We start from the raw sequence: 14,190 nt of genomic DNA on the forward strand, positions 1-14,190 counted from the left end.
ACAGCACTACGCGCGCTGCCTGACACCCTGCCCTGTTGAAGGAGGTGGCTCGTCGTGACAACGTCGACCACTCGCGTTACAGCTACAGCCTCGGGCTCGACTCCCGAAGACCGCTGCGACTTCTACCGCAGCGAATACGGACTACCAGCTGCTCTCGATCGCGCGACGGAACGCATCCTCATGCCCGTCGGCGGTCTCGTCGGCGCCGTCACGATGCCTGTCGAACTCGGTCGCCGCGTCCAAGCGCGGTCCACACTGGTCCGCGGAACTGCTGCGCCCCGATGTGGTGCACTTGCAGGAAACCGAAGATGGGCAGCCAAGGCGAGTCGCCATCGACAACCAGATCGCTCGGACTGCGCCGGCACCTTGCCGCGCCTTGCTGACGGATCATGAGCTCACATCACCTTTCGGTGTCGGAATCGACGTCTGCCCGGAGTGCAGGTCGATCGCCGAGCTCATGCACGGGCAAGCCTGGGCAGGATTCCAATGACAGCAACGTCTTCCGGCAGGCGCCGCTATCACTGTCCAATCAGGTCTTCTCGGTGAGCCATGCCCGAACCGTCGAACCCGCCTCAGCCGCTGCTGTACTGGGGCACGAACCAACCGGGCGGCACAGCGGATCGCTATGCCGGACGTGTTCACGTGGTCTGGCCATCCAACGAGTGCGTGGGCCTATGCGGACTACCAATCGAGGAGATCTGGGAGCAGCGGCCTCCGGTGCCAGACAACTTGTGCACGTTGTGCTGCGTCCGCGCGATGGCTGCCCTGTTTCCAGCGTTCTCGGAGTCCCTGCTGGTCCTGCAGCCAGCGCCCGGCAAACACGAACTGCTCGCTCAGGAGCACCGCGCTCCGCCAGAGCACTCCACGGAGCGAACCATGTTGATCCCGGCCGTCAGACCCGAGGATCCGCTTGTCTGAAAGGAATCTGACTGAAACCGCGGGTAAGCCCCGCGCTCTATGGGCGTAGAAAAGACTTGGAGTGGGTTATGACCATCAGTCTCGTCGACGGTGGCAGCGAACCGGATGGTCAGCTCGCCACATTTGACGGTCCACGACGTAGCTGCTCGGTCAGTCGAGCCCGTGCTCCCCGGCGACAGTCTCGCGCGCACGAGCTGCTTTCGTTTGCGCGGCCGGCAAAGCCATCCGAACCACCCGGTGCCACCGAGGAAACCGTCGCACCGATCTACCAGGTTCGCGAGCGCGACGATGCAGAACTGCTTGAGGCCGTCCGGCAGGGGGACATCGAAGCGTACGGCGACCTGTGGGCACGTCACGTCAGCTCCGCTTGCAATCTTGCTCGCCAGCTGTCCCGGACAGCGGCAGAAGCCGACGACCTTGTCTCAGAAGCCTTCATCAGAGTTCTCCACACGCTACGTGCTGGTGGCGGCCCGGACTCAGCCATCCGTGCCTACCTGCTCACGGCGCTTCGTCATGTGGCCTACGACCGGACTCGAAAAGAACGTCGCATCGAACTGTCCGAGGACATTGGGCAATCGGTCGACCCTGCTCTGATCAGCATCCCCTTCGACGACACGGTGACGGCAACTACGGAGAGGGCCTTGGCGAACAAGGCGTTCGGGCAACTGCCCGAGCGTTGGCGGACAGTGCTCTGGCTGACCGAGGTCGAGGGGCGGACGCCAGCTGAAGTTGCGCCCAGCCTCGGACTCACAGCCAACGGAGTGTCGGCGTTGGCATACCGGGCTCGGGAGGCTCTCCGTCAGGCGTATCTGCAGGCTCACCTGGCTGCTGCTCAAGCTGAGCAGTGCGCCCCGACGATCAAGGTCCTCGGCGCGTGGACAAGAAGTGGCCTGCCGAAACGGCAGGCCAAGAAGGTCGAGGCTCACCTGGACGAGTGCGCTTCCTGCCAAGCGCTCTCCACGGAACTCACTGAGATCAACAGTTCGTTCCGCGCCACTACGAAGGCGCCTCCGAAGCGTTCAGCTGGGAGCAACGGCGTCAGTCAGTCTGCCTCTCGTCAACAGTGCCTCGTGATCGAGACGGGGCGCGGCCTCCTCAGCATGAAGTTGGCGAGCTAACGGACGCCCAGTCGCGCCACAACTCCCTCGATTGGGTTGCTTCACTCGCGGCTTGCGGTGAGGGCCAGTCACCGGCGTACCGTTGACTACTTCGGCGGTGTCGACCCTCCCCCTTGCGACGCCGTCCAGAGCCGCCGGCCGGCGCAGTACCCCCGCGGCGAACCGGTCGGCGGCTTCATTCAGGTCATCGAACTGACCAGCACGGCAGCGAACGCCCCGATGATCAAAAAGGGGCCGATGGGGATGTCCTGGCTCGCCTCAGATCCTCGAACGAAACGAAGTACGAGCAGTGCGAGTGCCGCGGTGAGCCAACCGAGGAGGGTTCCCGTCAGGATGGGCATCCATCCAGCCCAGCCCAGTGCCAGCCCGAGAACTCCGCCGAGTCGGAGGTCGCCGCCGCCGAGCCCACCAGGGCGAAGGACGTACAGCACTCCGTAGAAGATGAGGAGTGCAAGCATGCCGGCTACGGAGCGGACGAGCGGGTAAGCGTCACGGTGGAGCACAGCGGCCAAGCCGAAGAGCACGACCAAGAGGAACCCGGTTGGCCAGACCAACCTGCTGGGTAGGGCGTGGCTCTTCCAATCGATCGCGGCAAGCAGGACGCCGGCTGCGGCCAGCCAGGAGTAGGCGAACAAAGCAGGTTCCGTGCCGATGCGCCAGGCCAATGCAGAGAACAGGACCGCCGTGGCCGCTTCGAGCACGACTGGTGGCGCGAGCCGACCGGTCTCTGCGGGGAGGATCGAGCTTCGCTTGACGGCGACGCGTAGAACGCTGGCAAGTACGAGCCCGATCAGACCCCAGCCGATCGTGCCGAGCGTGGTCACCGTCGAACTCGCGCTGTTCATCTGCTCACGAGAGTGACAGACCTGGCCACGCTGTACCCCCTCTGCCCGCCGGTTGCGGCTGTCCGGTGTAGCGAACCTACTACTCAGCGGCATTTGGACACGGAGTTGTTAACCCATTCGGGTGAACCTTGTCCAGTTTTCCCAGTTCCGACACCGGTGTCCCCTCATAGGGACATTGCAGTCTCCTGGGGGACGGCAGGTAGACGTGGGGTGTAACACAGTAGATCGAAAGGAATTTTCGCAGATCTGAGGGGGTGCACGTGGTCGGGGGGAATGTACAAGGCCGCAACGGCTGGCGCAGGGTGGGACTAGCGCTTGGTGGACTCGCAGCGCTGACGTTGGCGGCCTGTAGCTCGAATCCGTCTTCGACGCCTGGGGGCACCACTGGGGTGGCACCTTCGTCGCCGACGAGCAGCGCTCCGCCATCGTCGGCGTCTCCGGCTGACAACGCTCGGCAGCAGGCTTTGGCTGCCTACACCGGCATGTGGCAGCAGATGGTCAAGGCCAGCGAGACCTCGGACTGGCAATCGCCCGCGCTTGCGAACTACGCGACTGGCGACGCGCTCGGGGTGATCAACCGCAGCCTGTACACCGACCATCTCAACGGCGTCGTCTCCAAGGGACAACCGCTTACAAATCCGCATGTCACGAAGGTCGACCCGGAGAGTAACCCCAATACGGTCATGATCTCCGACTGCGGAGATGACTCGAACTGGGTGAAGTACAAAAAGGACGGCTCACCGTTCACCGACGCGCCAGGAGGGCGGCGGTCGATCACCGCGGAGGTCAAGAAGCAGGCGGACGGCTCGTGGCGGGTCACCCGCTTTGCAGTTGAGGGGGTCGGGTCATGCTGAAGCGTGCACTAGCGGTAGCAGGTTTGACGGCGTCCGCCTTGATTCTTACGGCTTTGCCCGCGATGGCAAGCGGTTGGGGCTATACGGACTGCACTCAGTACCCCAACCCTGGTTGCGAACTCGGTGCAGGCACCAACCCTCAGCCAGGGAACGGTAACCAGGGCAACGGAAACAGCAAGCCAGGAACCCACGGCAACGGAAACCCCGGTACGGGGCAATCCAACGCCAACGGCGATACGATCATCGGTGGCAACACCAACTTGGCCCAGTGTGCGTACGAGCTCAGCGACTACCAGGGGCCTCCGCCTGGAGGCGCGCAGCCGGCGGCGTTCCATGTTCCGCCGAAGACTGGAGAGGTCACGGCGGTGCCCGCGGTGTACCGGCCACAGAGCGAGCCGGCCACGGTGCAATTCGCAGTTGCGCAGCCGCGACTCGCACAGGCCCAGCCACCATCCGGCGCCTGGTACGTCTACAAGTGCACTGGGCCTGGGTTCCACGACGCGTTGTACCGGCCGCCGGTCTGGATCGCGAACGGCCAACCTGGTCCGGCACCCCTACCGTCGCCTGCCGAACTCGCGGCACAGGCGCGGAGCCAGCTGCGCCTGCCCGCACCGAAGATCAAGGCGAATCCGGCCGGGGACCAGTTGGTTACCTTGCCGACGTGGTTGTGGCTGGACCGCGGCAGCTGGGGTGACGTGTCGGCGACCGCGTCGGTGCCAGGCGTCTCGGTGACCGCGGTCGCGAAGCCGACCTCGGTGACTTGGTCGATGGGTGACGGTGGCTCTGTGACCTGCACCGGCCCCGGTTCGCCGTTCCCTGCCGGTGGTGATCCGAAGAGCGCGTCACCGGATTGCGGCTACACCTACAAGACCTCCTCAGCCGGTCAGCGTGCCGATGCCTTCCCCGTGACCGCCACGGTGAACTGGACCGTGACGTGGGCGGGTGCTGGCCAGGCCGGCACATTCCCGAACATGACGACCTCGGCCACGGTGGCGTTCCGTGTGGCGGAAAGCCAGGGAATCGCGACCGGCTGAACCGAAGCCTCCCGCCTCACGAGGGCGGGCGTGCACAACGCAAAACGACCCCGTTGAGACCAAGGCACGTCGAACACCCGAATCGACGCGTCGCGATGGCGTCATGCCTGAAGGAGGTCGGTGGTGACCACTACCGCAGGTTCGACCAGCACGGACGCGACGACGCAGAAGCCCGCGTCGCCGAACGCGTGGGCCGGCCGTGACGGCAAGACACCGTCGCGTCTGAGTGGCGGTGGCCGGCGTCGCAGCGTGCCTTATCTGCTGCTCGGCGTCTTGCTGGTCGTTGTGTGCGCGGCCGGCGGCGTGTTCGCTGGCATGCAGCTCGGTGACCGCGAGAGCGTCATTGCGCTGGCTCGCCCCGTTGCCGTCGGCCAAGTTCTGACGGCGCAGGACCTGAAGCAGGTCAGCATCGCCGCGGATTCCGGGATGGACGTGTTGCCTGCATCGACTGCGTCCACAGTGGTGGGACAGCCGGTCGCTTTCAGCCTTCCCGCCGGCGCGCTGGTGACCCGTTCGGTGCTCGGCGCACCGCAGATTCCCGTCCAGGGCAAGGCAATCGCCGCGGTCGGGCTCAAACCGGGACAGTTCCCGCCCGACTTGTCGCCCGGCACCACCGTCGCGGTCCTTACCACGCCAGGACAAGGCACGGCGACCGGAACGACGACAGGCTCCGGGCAGACGTCGTCGTGGACCGCGGTGGTGACGGGCGTTGCCACACGCGAGACCGAGCAGATCACGGTGGTGTCCTTGCAACTGTCCGAATCAGACGCTCGCGCGTTGGCTTCGGCCCCGGCAGGGCAACTGAGTCTGGTCGCAATCGCAGGAGGCCGCTGATGCTCATCGCCGTCTGCTCGCTGAAGGGATCGCCAGGGGTGACCACCCTCGCGACCGCGCTCGGGGCTCGCTGGCCGGGCCACCAAAGCCCGATTGTGGTCGAGGTCGACCCGGCCGGCGGTGACCTCATGGCCCGCTTCCGGCTACCCGACACACCGGGCCTGGTCAGCTTGGCCGCAGCGGCCCGAGGCCGCGGCGGGACCGACCCCACCCTGCTGGCCCAGCACACACAGCTGCTGCCGGGCGGCCTGCGGGTGGTGCTCGGCCCGGTCGGTGCCGAACAAGCCCGCGCCGCGCTGATGGTGCTGGCCTCGGGCCTCTCGTCGCCGCTGCGGCGGGCGGCCGACCACCCGGACACCACGGTCATCGCCGACTGCGGCCGGGTCGATCCCGACTCTCCCGCGCTGCCGATCATCCGCAGCGCGGACGCGATGTTGCTGCTCGCCCGCCCGCACGATGACGAACTCGCGCACGTGGCGCTCAAGCTGCAGGCCGCCCAGCAGTGGTCTCGCCGCCCATGCTTCATCCTGGTCGGCGACGGCTACCCAACCGCAGAGGTCTCCCAGGCGCTGCGCATCCCGGTCATGGGCCGAGTGCCACGCGACGCCAAGGGCGCTGCCGTCCTGTGCGGCCAGGGCACCAGCCGACGCGGGCCGGACAAGTCCGCACTCGGTCGGGCCGCCGCCACGATCGCGCTCAACCTCGCCGCGCACGGGCTCCAACCAGCCACCGCCAACAGTCCCCAGGCCCCGCATCTGCGGCTGGCGGTCGCAGGCGAGCCGGTCTCGGGCGCGAGCCTGCAACCGCTCGGTCCGCAGACCCGAAACGGGGTGACGCCATGACCCGCCCCGAACTGAGCGATCCCCGCCTGACCACCTCGACCAACGGCACGGGCCCGCACCCGCTTCCTGCTCAGCACCTACCCGGCCCGGCCGAGCCTCCGCACCGGCCGGCCGGTGAAACCGCGGCCGTGGAACGGCTGCGCTCTCACCTGCGCACCGAGTTGTCCTCCCAAATTAGCCAGCGCATCCGAGCCGACGAAACCGCCGGTCGCCCACCGATGGACGCACCGGCGCGCCGCCGGCTGGCAGAGGTCATCCTGACCGATGCGGCCGAGGCGCACGCCCAAGCCGAGCTGCGCAACTCCGCCTCGGGCGGCATGCTGCTGCACCCCGAGGTCGAGCAGCGCGTGATCGGCCAAGTTCTCGACGAGGTCTTCGGCCTCGCCGGCCTGGAGCCGCTGCTGGCCGATACCGACATCGAAAACATCAACATCAACGGCGACCGCGTCTTCGTCAAGTACGCCAACGGCCGCCGCAAGCGTTTGCCGCCGGTGGTCGGCTCGGACACCGAGCTGATCGAACTCATCCGCGACCTGGCCACCCGTAGCGGCGTGGAGGAGCGCCGCTTCGACCGCGGCAGCCCGATCGTGAACTTCCAGTTGCCCGGCGGTGAGCGCGTCTCGGCGGTCATGGCGGTGACCGCGCGGCCATCGGTGTCGATCCGCCGGCACCGGTTCACCAAGGTCACGCTGGCCGAACTGCGCGAGAACGGGACGATCGATCTCGCCCTGGAGAGCTTCCTGAAAGCCCTGGTGAAGGCGAAGCGGAACATTCTCGTCACCGGCGGCACGGCGATCGGCAAGACGACCATGCTGCGGGGCCTGGCCTCGGCCATCCCGCCGTGGGAGCGGCTGGTGACGATCGAGGACGTCTTCGAGCTCGGCCTCGGTGAGGACGCCGATGCGCACCCGGACGTGGTCGCGCTGCAGGCCCGCGAACCGAACATCGAAGGTCAAGGGGAAATCTCGCTGTCGGACCTGGTGTGGCAGTCCCTGCGCATGTCGCCGGACCGGGTCATCGTCGGCGAGGTCCGCGGCCCCGAGGTCATCCCGCTGACCAACGCGATGTCCATGGGCAACGACGGCAGCATGGGCACCCTGCACTCCTCCAGCAGCCAGGGCGCGTTCACCAAGCTCGCCGCCTACGCCGTCCAAGGCCCTGAGCGCCTGCCCATGGAGGCCACCAACCTGCTGGTCGCCGCCGCGCTGCACTTCGTGGTCCACCTGGAAAAGCCCCGCGACGACCCGAGTAAGCGCGTCGTGTCCTCTATCCGCGAAGTCGTCGGCGCCGATGGCGCCCAGATCATCAGCAACGAGGTCTGGCGCCCGGACGCCACCCTTCGTGCCGTACCGGGTGCGCCACTGCGCACCGACACCGTCGACCTGCTCGTCGAAGCGGGCTACGACCCGGACCTGTTCGAGCGGCGCGAAGGGTGGTGGACCCCATGACCACCACTGCCGCCTTGTTCGGCCTGCTCGGTGCCGGCGTGGCCGTCGGGGCCCTGCTCATCGCCGTCGGGCTGCGCGGTCGGCCCGCTCGTCCGGCGACGCCGTCGCGGCTGAACACCTGGTTGGCCGCACGGCACGACCGTAAACAGGTCGGCCTGCTCGTCGTGGCCGTGCTCGCCGGGCTGGCGCTCGGCGCGGTCACCGGCTGGGTGGTCGGCGCCATCCTGACCGTGGTCGCGGTGATTGGCCTGCCGCGGATCCTTGGCTCGAACGTCGACTACAAGCGTCAGCTCGAACGCATCGAGGCGATCGCCGGGTGGACGGAGATGCTGCGCGACACCCTGGTGGCCGCGGCCGGGCTGGAGCAGGCCATCCTCGCCACCGCCCCGGCTTGCCCGGAGGCGATCCGCGAGGAGATCACCGAGCTGGCCGTCCGGCTGGAGCGCGGCGAACGCCTCGCGCCGTCGCTGCGTCACCTCGCCGACCAGCTGCGGGATCCGACCGCCGACCTGGTGATCTCCGCGCTCGTGCTGGCTGCCGAGCACCAGGCCCGGCAGCTGGCCGACCTGCTCGGTGAACTGGCCGGCGAGGCCCGTGAACAGGCGTCGATGCGCATGCGGGTCGAAGCCGGCCGCGCCCGCACCCGGACCAGCGTGCGGGTCGTCGTGATCACGACGCTCGTCTTCGCGATCGGGCTGGTGCTGCTCAACCGCGGCTACCTCGCCCCCTACGACTCCGCGTTCGGGCAGATCATGCTGCTGCTCGTCGGCGCGCTGTTCACGGCCGCTTTTGCGTGGCTCGCGCGGATTGTGCGCCTGCGTGAACCCGAGAGGTTCCTGACCGAGCTGACCACGATCCGCCCGCACGGCGCCGAGGTGGACGTCGATGACCTGCTCATCGGGAAGGAAACGTCGTCATGATCAGCGCGTTGGTGTGGGGCGCCGGGCTCGGCATCGGCCTGTGGGCACTGGTGGTCTACGTGTTCCCGCCACGGCCACCACTGCGGGCCTTGGTCGACCGGCTGCACGCAGCTCCCGCACGGCCGCCCATCCTCGCTGCGGACTCCGATGGCTGGGCACTGCGCGTGGGCCGTCCGTTCGTCAAGCCCCTGGCCGCGCTCGGGTTGCCCAACCGCAAGCTCCGCAATGATCTCGCCGTCACCGGCAAGAGCGTCCAACATCACTTGGCCGAGAAGGCCACGTTGGCGCTGACCGGTCTGCTGTTGCCGATCCTGATGCAGCTGCTGCTTGTCGTGGTCGACGTCGGGCTCTCCTGGGAGGTTCCGGCGGTCGCCAGCCTGCTCTTCGCGCTCGGCGGGTTCCTGTTCCCGGACATCAACGTCCGGCAGGAAGCCGAGCGCCGTCGCTCCACCTTCCGGCACGCGCTGACGGCCTATCTCAACCTGATCCGGGTCCTGCTGGCCGGCGGCGCTGGTGTCGATGGCGCGCTGTCGGATGCCGTCGGCATCGGCAAGGGCTGGGCCTTCCAACAGCTGCGCCGCGCGCTGGTCACCGCCAAGCTGACCCGCACCACACCCTGGTCGACCCTCGGCCAGCTCGGCACCGAGCTCGACGTGCACCAGCTCTCCGAGCTCGCCGCCTCAGTCAGCCTCGCGGGCACCGAAGGCGCCCGCGTCCGTGCCAGCCTCGCGGCCAAAGCCGCCGCCCTGCGCACTCGTGAGCTCACCGACGCCGAAGGCGACGCTCAGGCAGCCACCGAACGGATGAGCCTTCCCGTGGTGATGCTGTTCATCGGATTCCTGATCTTCATCGGGTTTCCCGCTCTTGCCAGCGTGTTGGCCGGCCTATGACAGTTCCACAAGAACTGTCCATACAGGACTCCGAACCCTAGGGAGAAGCTGATGCTCACCGAAGTCCAGATCCTCATCGCACGTATCCGTGTCGAGCTGCAGCGCCTGCACCGCGACGAAGGCGGATACTCCACCGAAGCCGTCGTGGTGACCGCCGCCTTGGTCCTCCTGGCGATCGCCGTCATCGCGATCATCGTCACCAAGGTGACCCAAAAGGCCAACGGCATCAACCTGTAGGTCGGTGACCACGATGCCTCGTCCCGACACGGCACACCACCTGCCCGACCCTCCGCGCTGGGCACGGGTGCGGGCCGCGCTGCGCCGACTTCGAGCGGATCAGCGAGGCGCCGGCACGGCCGAACTCGTCGTCGCGACCCCGCTGCTGTTGTTGCTGATTTTGCTCATCGCTCAGTTCGCGCTGTACATGCACGCCAGCCACATCGCCCAAGCCGCCGCGTCCGAGGCGCTGTCCGCGGCGCGGGTCTCCGGTGGCAGCGCCGCCGCGGGCAACACCGAAGGGCAACGTGTCCTCGCGCAGCTGGGAAGCGGCCCGTTGCAAGGAACGTCAGTGAACGTCCAGCGCGGAGCCACCCAAGCATCCGTGACGGTCACCGGGACCGTGATCAACGTAATCCCGTTCGCAACCTTCACGGTCCACGCCGAAGCCGTTGGGCCCGTGGAGAAATTTACTCCGCCGAGCGGAACCGGGGCGGTGACACCATGACCGCAGCCTACGGTCTCCCAGCGTTCGCAGACGCCGCCCGTCGGCGAATTCGTACGCTGCACCGGGACGAACGAGGCTCCGCCGCGGCCGAACTCACGCTCCTGACGCCGCTGCTGATCGTGCTGTTGTTGTTCGTCGTGTTCTGCGGCCGGCTGGCCGACACCAAACTGCGGATCAACGACGTCGCCCACCAGGCTGCCCGTGCCGCCACCCTGGCCCGCAGCCCATCGCAAGCAACCTCCAACGCCCAGGCCACCGCCAGCGCAGCCTTGGCCTCCGCTGGGATCACCTGCCAATCACTGTCGGTGTCCACCGATACCCAGGGACTCAAGCCCGGCTCGACGGTGACCGTCACCGTGTCGTGCAGCGTCGGTCTGGGGGACCTGACCTCGCTGGGCGTGCCCGGCAGTCGGACGTTCGAATCCAGCTTCTCCTCACCGGTCGACGTGTGGCGTGGCACCTCGACGCTGGCCCAAGCGGGAGGCGCGCCATGAGGCCAATCGCTGTGCTGCGACGCCGGATGTACCGGCTGCACGAGGATGAGGACGGCCGAGTGACTGCCTTCGTCGTCGTCATCGCGATCGCCGCCCTGCTGTTCGCCGGGCTCGTCCTCGACGGCGGACTTGCCCTGGCCGCCAAGGTCCGCGCGATCGGCGAGGCGCAGGAAGCCGCCCGAGCCGGCGCCCAGGAAATCGACCTGACTGCCTACCGCGCCGACGGCACCCTGCGTCTGGTCCCACAACAAGCCAGTACGGCGGCCCGGAACTACCTTGCCGCGGCAGGCCACACCGGCACGGTGTCCGTCGCCGGCAACACGGTCAACGTGACGGTCAGCATCACCCAGCCCACGCAGCTGCTGGGTCTGGCCGGCATCGGCTCGATCACGGTCACCGGAGCCGGGCAAGCCCAACCGCAACGCGGAATCTCCGGAGTACTCCCATGACACCTCCCGCACCATCGCGCCCAGCTCAGTACACCCACGGGAAAGGAGACCGGGATGGCGACGACTGAAGAGATCGAACGCCGCGTGGAAGAAGCCGACGCTGCCCGCAGCGCGAGGAGGGCCGCCGCGGCCAAGCGTGTCGGCGAGCTCGCGCAGCGGCGGGCCGAGGTGGCCGAGACGCTCGCCGACATCGAACGCGAACTTGGCGATGTGCTCGCCGAGTCCAGCGACGTGATCGGTGTCGACGAACTAGCCAAGTTCACGGACGTGCCGGCGGCCGATCTCGACCAGTGGCTCACCCATCGCAAAGCGGCCCGCCCCAAGCGCAAGCGGGCGACGACCACGTCCGCGACGAGAAGCGAGACGCGCGCAGGAGCGCCATCAACGAAGAAGCCGTCGGTAGGCCAGCCGGCAACGCCACCGGAGGTCGCGCCGCCCCGCACGGCCGTGGAGGAGTCCACTCGCACGCCCGTGCCGGTGACATGACCTCGCAGCGCCGACGTGACCGGCATGTCGTCGGCTCACGTGGCGACTGCTGAGTCATAAGCCTGTACACCCCAGGGAATCGAGCTCATCGTGACCGCACACTCGCACTTCTCGCGCCGGAAGCTGACGCAACCGAGCCCAGGCCGCCCCGCCTGGTGGCTGCTGTCCGCCACGATCCGGTTCGTCCGCGGTCTGCTCGCGCTCGTCGTCCTCCTTGCGCTCGTCGCCGGCCTGCCCTGGGCACTGGTGCGCTTTGTCGGCTGGCCACTGCCCAACCACGTACCGACCTGGGATGAGATCCAGGCCATCCTGCTCAACCCGATGAGCGCGGAGTTTCTGCTCGACACCTTGGCGGTGCTGTGCTGGATCGTCTGGTTCTTCTTCGCCCTGGACGTCGCGCGCTGCACCGTCGACGCGGCACGCGGGATCACCTGGCCGCAGGTCCGTCCGCCCGGCCCGCTGCACGGGCTGGCCGCGGCGCTGATCGGCACCATCGTGCTGACCCTGCTCGGCAGCCGGACCTCGTCCACGGCGCCGACCACCGCCATTGCCACGCTGGCCGGCGACCTCGCCCCCGTCGCCGTCGTGGCACCGCTCACGCCAGGCCCCGCCACGGCAACCACCGTGCACCTGGCCACCGCAGTCCAACCAACGACCACGATGGTCATCGATCGGAACGCGCCCGCCCCGCCGGGCATGGTGCAGGTCACCGAGGAGGTCCTGCTTCCCCACGACGGGATCTACGACAGCCTGTGGCGGGTCGCCGAACGCATCTACGGTCCTGGCGGCGGCAGCCGCTGGCCCGAGCTGTTCCAGCTCAACCGCGGCGTCGAACAACCCGACGGCCGCGCGCTCACCAACCCGAACCTCGTGCGACCCGGCTGGAAGATCACCGCCTACGTCCCAACTCCGCCCGACGACCATCCGCCCGGCGAGCAGCAGCAGGTGCCGCCCCAGCAACCCCCACCGCCGACGAGCACCGCACCGACCACACCACCGCCATCAACCCAGCCAGCGCCGGCCACCACCCAGACACCGGCCGCGACGAGGGATGCCGGCGACCACGGCAGCAGCAACCAGTCCGGATCGGGGCTGGACCTGCTGACTGGGGCGTTCGTCGGCCTGGGCCTCGCCGGAGCGATCACCACCGCCATGGTGTCGGCTCGGATGTGGCGACGCCGCCGCTACCGCGTAGGCAGCGGCGACCGCGCCGACCTGCAGCGCCCCATCGCGCCGGTAGTTCGCGCCCTGCGCGCCGCGCACGACGACGACCAGCAGTCGGGCGACGACGTGGAGTTCGTCGACCTCGCACCGGCCCCGCCACGGATCCATATCACGGCCGCCGGATCCCTGGAACCCGACGACGAACCGATCCCAGTCCCCACGCGGATCGGCGTGCGGGGTGGGCATGAGCTCGCCCTGAACCTCGCCAGCACCCGCGGCTCTGCCGCATAAACCCACAAAATTGCATTACCGCGACGAGCTGTCCGCTGGGGCCTCCGCCGTGCCGGTCGCGTCCGCTGGGGCCTCCGCCGTGCCGGTCGCGTCCGCTGGGGCCTCCGCCGTGCCGGTCGCGTCCGCTGGGGCCTCCGCCGTGCCGGTCGCGTCCGCTGGGGCCTCCGCTCGCTTCCCTATGCAACCGCATGTTGCCGGCACGAACAGCGCCTGACCAGCACTCGCACAAGATCATGTAACGGCAAGGTCACGGCGGAGGCGTACCCTCTTGCGAAGTGTCCTACTTGGGTGTCTAATAGACATGTCAGCAGGACAGCCACCGAGGAGGCGACGAGGACCAGGGCACGGCGTCCCTGCGAGTCGATCACCACGGCGTCTTTCCTAACGACAACAACCATAAGTCCCGTATAGCGCGGGCAGCGGCTTGGGCCGTGCGGACAGCAGCGAATCCGTGCAGAGCAGCGTGAAGAACGACGCGTAGCCAAACGCGCATTTCTATTCTGGAATGCGTAGTAACTGCGCTTGCAGCTTCGCGACGTAAAGCTCTTGCTATAAAGCGGAGAAGCGCGCATAAATGGCATGCCTGCCACAGGTGTGTCCCCAAGATAAGTCAATGGTGGTCTAGCACCGACAAACGTCGCAATGTGTAGGCGTTCGGGGTTGTCTTAGGCGGTTGCCGACATTGGGTTTCTCTGGCTTGAGAGCGTCGCTCTCGCCTACCCATAGCACGCCAAACCCATACGGGCATGGTTCCTTGCGTTGCGCGCTAGACATAACGGCTTATCCCAACAGTGTTTTAGAGATTCAGGGAATGTGCCATCGGGACGCGCAACCCTCACCGCGCGAGTAGTGCCGTATTGCCCGGATGCAGGATGTGTC

At 67.6% G+C, this 14,190-nt stretch carries 15 protein-coding genes; 14 read left to right on the forward strand and 1 reads right to left on the reverse strand.

Annotated elements, in window-relative coordinates; all coding sequences use genetic code 11:
• Positions 1 to 986: 986 nt before the first annotated feature.
• Positions 987 to 2,036, forward strand: coding sequence for a sigma-70 family RNA polymerase sigma factor (locus BJ998_RS15340; protein ID WP_093575477.1), 1,050 nt, complete (start codon positions 987 to 989; stop codon positions 2,034 to 2,036).
• A gap of 179 nt (positions 2,037 to 2,215) precedes the next feature.
• Here the strand turns inward: BJ998_RS15340 and BJ998_RS15345 are convergent, their stop codons facing one another.
• On the reverse strand, positions 2,216 to 2,881 hold the full coding sequence (locus BJ998_RS15345; protein WP_167545496.1) for a prepilin peptidase: 666 nt from the start codon (positions 2,879 to 2,881) through the stop codon (positions 2,216 to 2,218).
• A 464-nt stretch (positions 2,882 to 3,345) separates the two neighbouring features.
• On the opposite strand from BJ998_RS15345, the gene BJ998_RS15350 reads away from it, so the two are divergent.
• The 13 genes from BJ998_RS15350 to BJ998_RS15410 all read left to right on the forward strand — a co-directional run bounded on the left by BJ998_RS15350 (position 3,346) and on the right by BJ998_RS15410 (position 13,311).
• A complete protein-coding gene (locus tag BJ998_RS15350; RefSeq protein ID WP_244287345.1) occupies positions 3,346 to 3,735 on the forward strand; it encodes a hypothetical protein in 390 nt (129 codons plus the stop codon).
• Complete coding sequence (locus BJ998_RS15355; RefSeq protein ID WP_184862308.1) at positions 3,729 to 4,769, forward strand: hypothetical protein; 1,041 nt, start codon at positions 3,729 to 3,731, stop codon at positions 4,767 to 4,769. Before BJ998_RS15350 ends, BJ998_RS15355 begins: the two co-directional genes overlap by 7 nt.
• 123 nt (positions 4,770 to 4,892) lie before the next feature.
• Positions 4,893 to 5,603 carry an SAF domain-containing protein gene (locus BJ998_RS15360; RefSeq protein WP_093575562.1) on the forward strand — a complete coding sequence of 237 codons (711 nt, stop codon included), beginning with the start codon at positions 4,893 to 4,895 and terminating at the stop codon, positions 5,601 to 5,603.
• Positions 5,603 to 6,445 carry a CpaE/TadZ family protein gene (locus tag BJ998_RS15365; protein ID WP_093575473.1) on the forward strand — a complete coding sequence of 281 codons (843 nt, stop codon included), beginning with the start codon at positions 5,603 to 5,605 and terminating at the stop codon, positions 6,443 to 6,445. Before BJ998_RS15360 ends, BJ998_RS15365 begins: the two co-directional genes overlap by 1 nt.
• Positions 6,442 to 7,893 carry a TadA family conjugal transfer-associated ATPase gene (locus tag BJ998_RS15370; protein WP_184862310.1) on the forward strand — a complete coding sequence of 484 codons (1,452 nt, stop codon included), beginning with the start codon at positions 6,442 to 6,444 and terminating at the stop codon, positions 7,891 to 7,893. The genes BJ998_RS15365 and BJ998_RS15370 overlap by 4 nt, the downstream gene beginning before the upstream one ends.
• Positions 7,890 to 8,813: a type II secretion system F family protein gene (locus tag BJ998_RS15375; protein WP_184862312.1), complete on the forward strand. Its 924-nt coding sequence runs from the start codon at positions 7,890 to 7,892 to the stop codon at positions 8,811 to 8,813. The genes BJ998_RS15370 and BJ998_RS15375 overlap by 4 nt, the downstream gene beginning before the upstream one ends.
• 11 nt (positions 8,814 to 8,824) lie before the next feature.
• Positions 8,825 to 9,703 (forward strand): type II secretion system F family protein, encoded by an 879-nt coding sequence (locus BJ998_RS15380; RefSeq protein ID WP_312890555.1) that lies wholly within the window; start codon positions 8,825 to 8,827, stop codon positions 9,701 to 9,703.
• Between the two features lie 51 nt (positions 9,704 to 9,754).
• Positions 9,755 to 9,940 carry a hypothetical protein gene (locus BJ998_RS15385; protein WP_184862316.1) on the forward strand — a complete coding sequence of 62 codons (186 nt, stop codon included), beginning with the start codon at positions 9,755 to 9,757 and terminating at the stop codon, positions 9,938 to 9,940.
• A gap of 13 nt (positions 9,941 to 9,953) precedes the next feature.
• Positions 9,954 to 10,427, forward strand: coding sequence for a TadE/TadG family type IV pilus assembly protein (locus tag BJ998_RS15390; protein ID WP_184868676.1), 474 nt, complete (start codon positions 9,954 to 9,956; stop codon positions 10,425 to 10,427).
• Complete coding sequence (locus BJ998_RS15395) at positions 10,424 to 10,921, forward strand: TadE/TadG family type IV pilus assembly protein (RefSeq protein WP_184862318.1); 498 nt, start codon at positions 10,424 to 10,426, stop codon at positions 10,919 to 10,921. The genes BJ998_RS15390 and BJ998_RS15395 overlap by 4 nt, the downstream gene beginning before the upstream one ends.
• Positions 10,918 to 11,370 carry a TadE/TadG family type IV pilus assembly protein gene (locus tag BJ998_RS15400; RefSeq protein ID WP_246488594.1) on the forward strand — a complete coding sequence of 151 codons (453 nt, stop codon included), beginning with the start codon at positions 10,918 to 10,920 and terminating at the stop codon, positions 11,368 to 11,370. Before BJ998_RS15395 ends, BJ998_RS15400 begins: the two co-directional genes overlap by 4 nt.
• A 54-nt stretch (positions 11,371 to 11,424) precedes the next feature.
• On the forward strand, positions 11,425 to 11,856 hold the full coding sequence (locus tag BJ998_RS15405; RefSeq protein WP_184862320.1) for a hypothetical protein: 432 nt from the start codon (positions 11,425 to 11,427) through the stop codon (positions 11,854 to 11,856).
• A 90-nt stretch (positions 11,857 to 11,946) separates the two neighbouring features.
• Entirely contained in the window at positions 11,947 to 13,311 is a 1,365-nt protein-coding gene (locus BJ998_RS15410) for a LysM peptidoglycan-binding domain-containing protein (RefSeq protein WP_184862322.1), read from the forward strand.
• Positions 13,312 to 14,190: the final 879 nt, after the last annotated feature.

The sequence above is a fragment of the Kutzneria kofuensis genome (assembly GCF_014203355.1).
Taxonomy (GTDB): Bacteria; Actinomycetota; Actinomycetes; order Mycobacteriales; family Pseudonocardiaceae; genus Kutzneria; species Kutzneria kofuensis.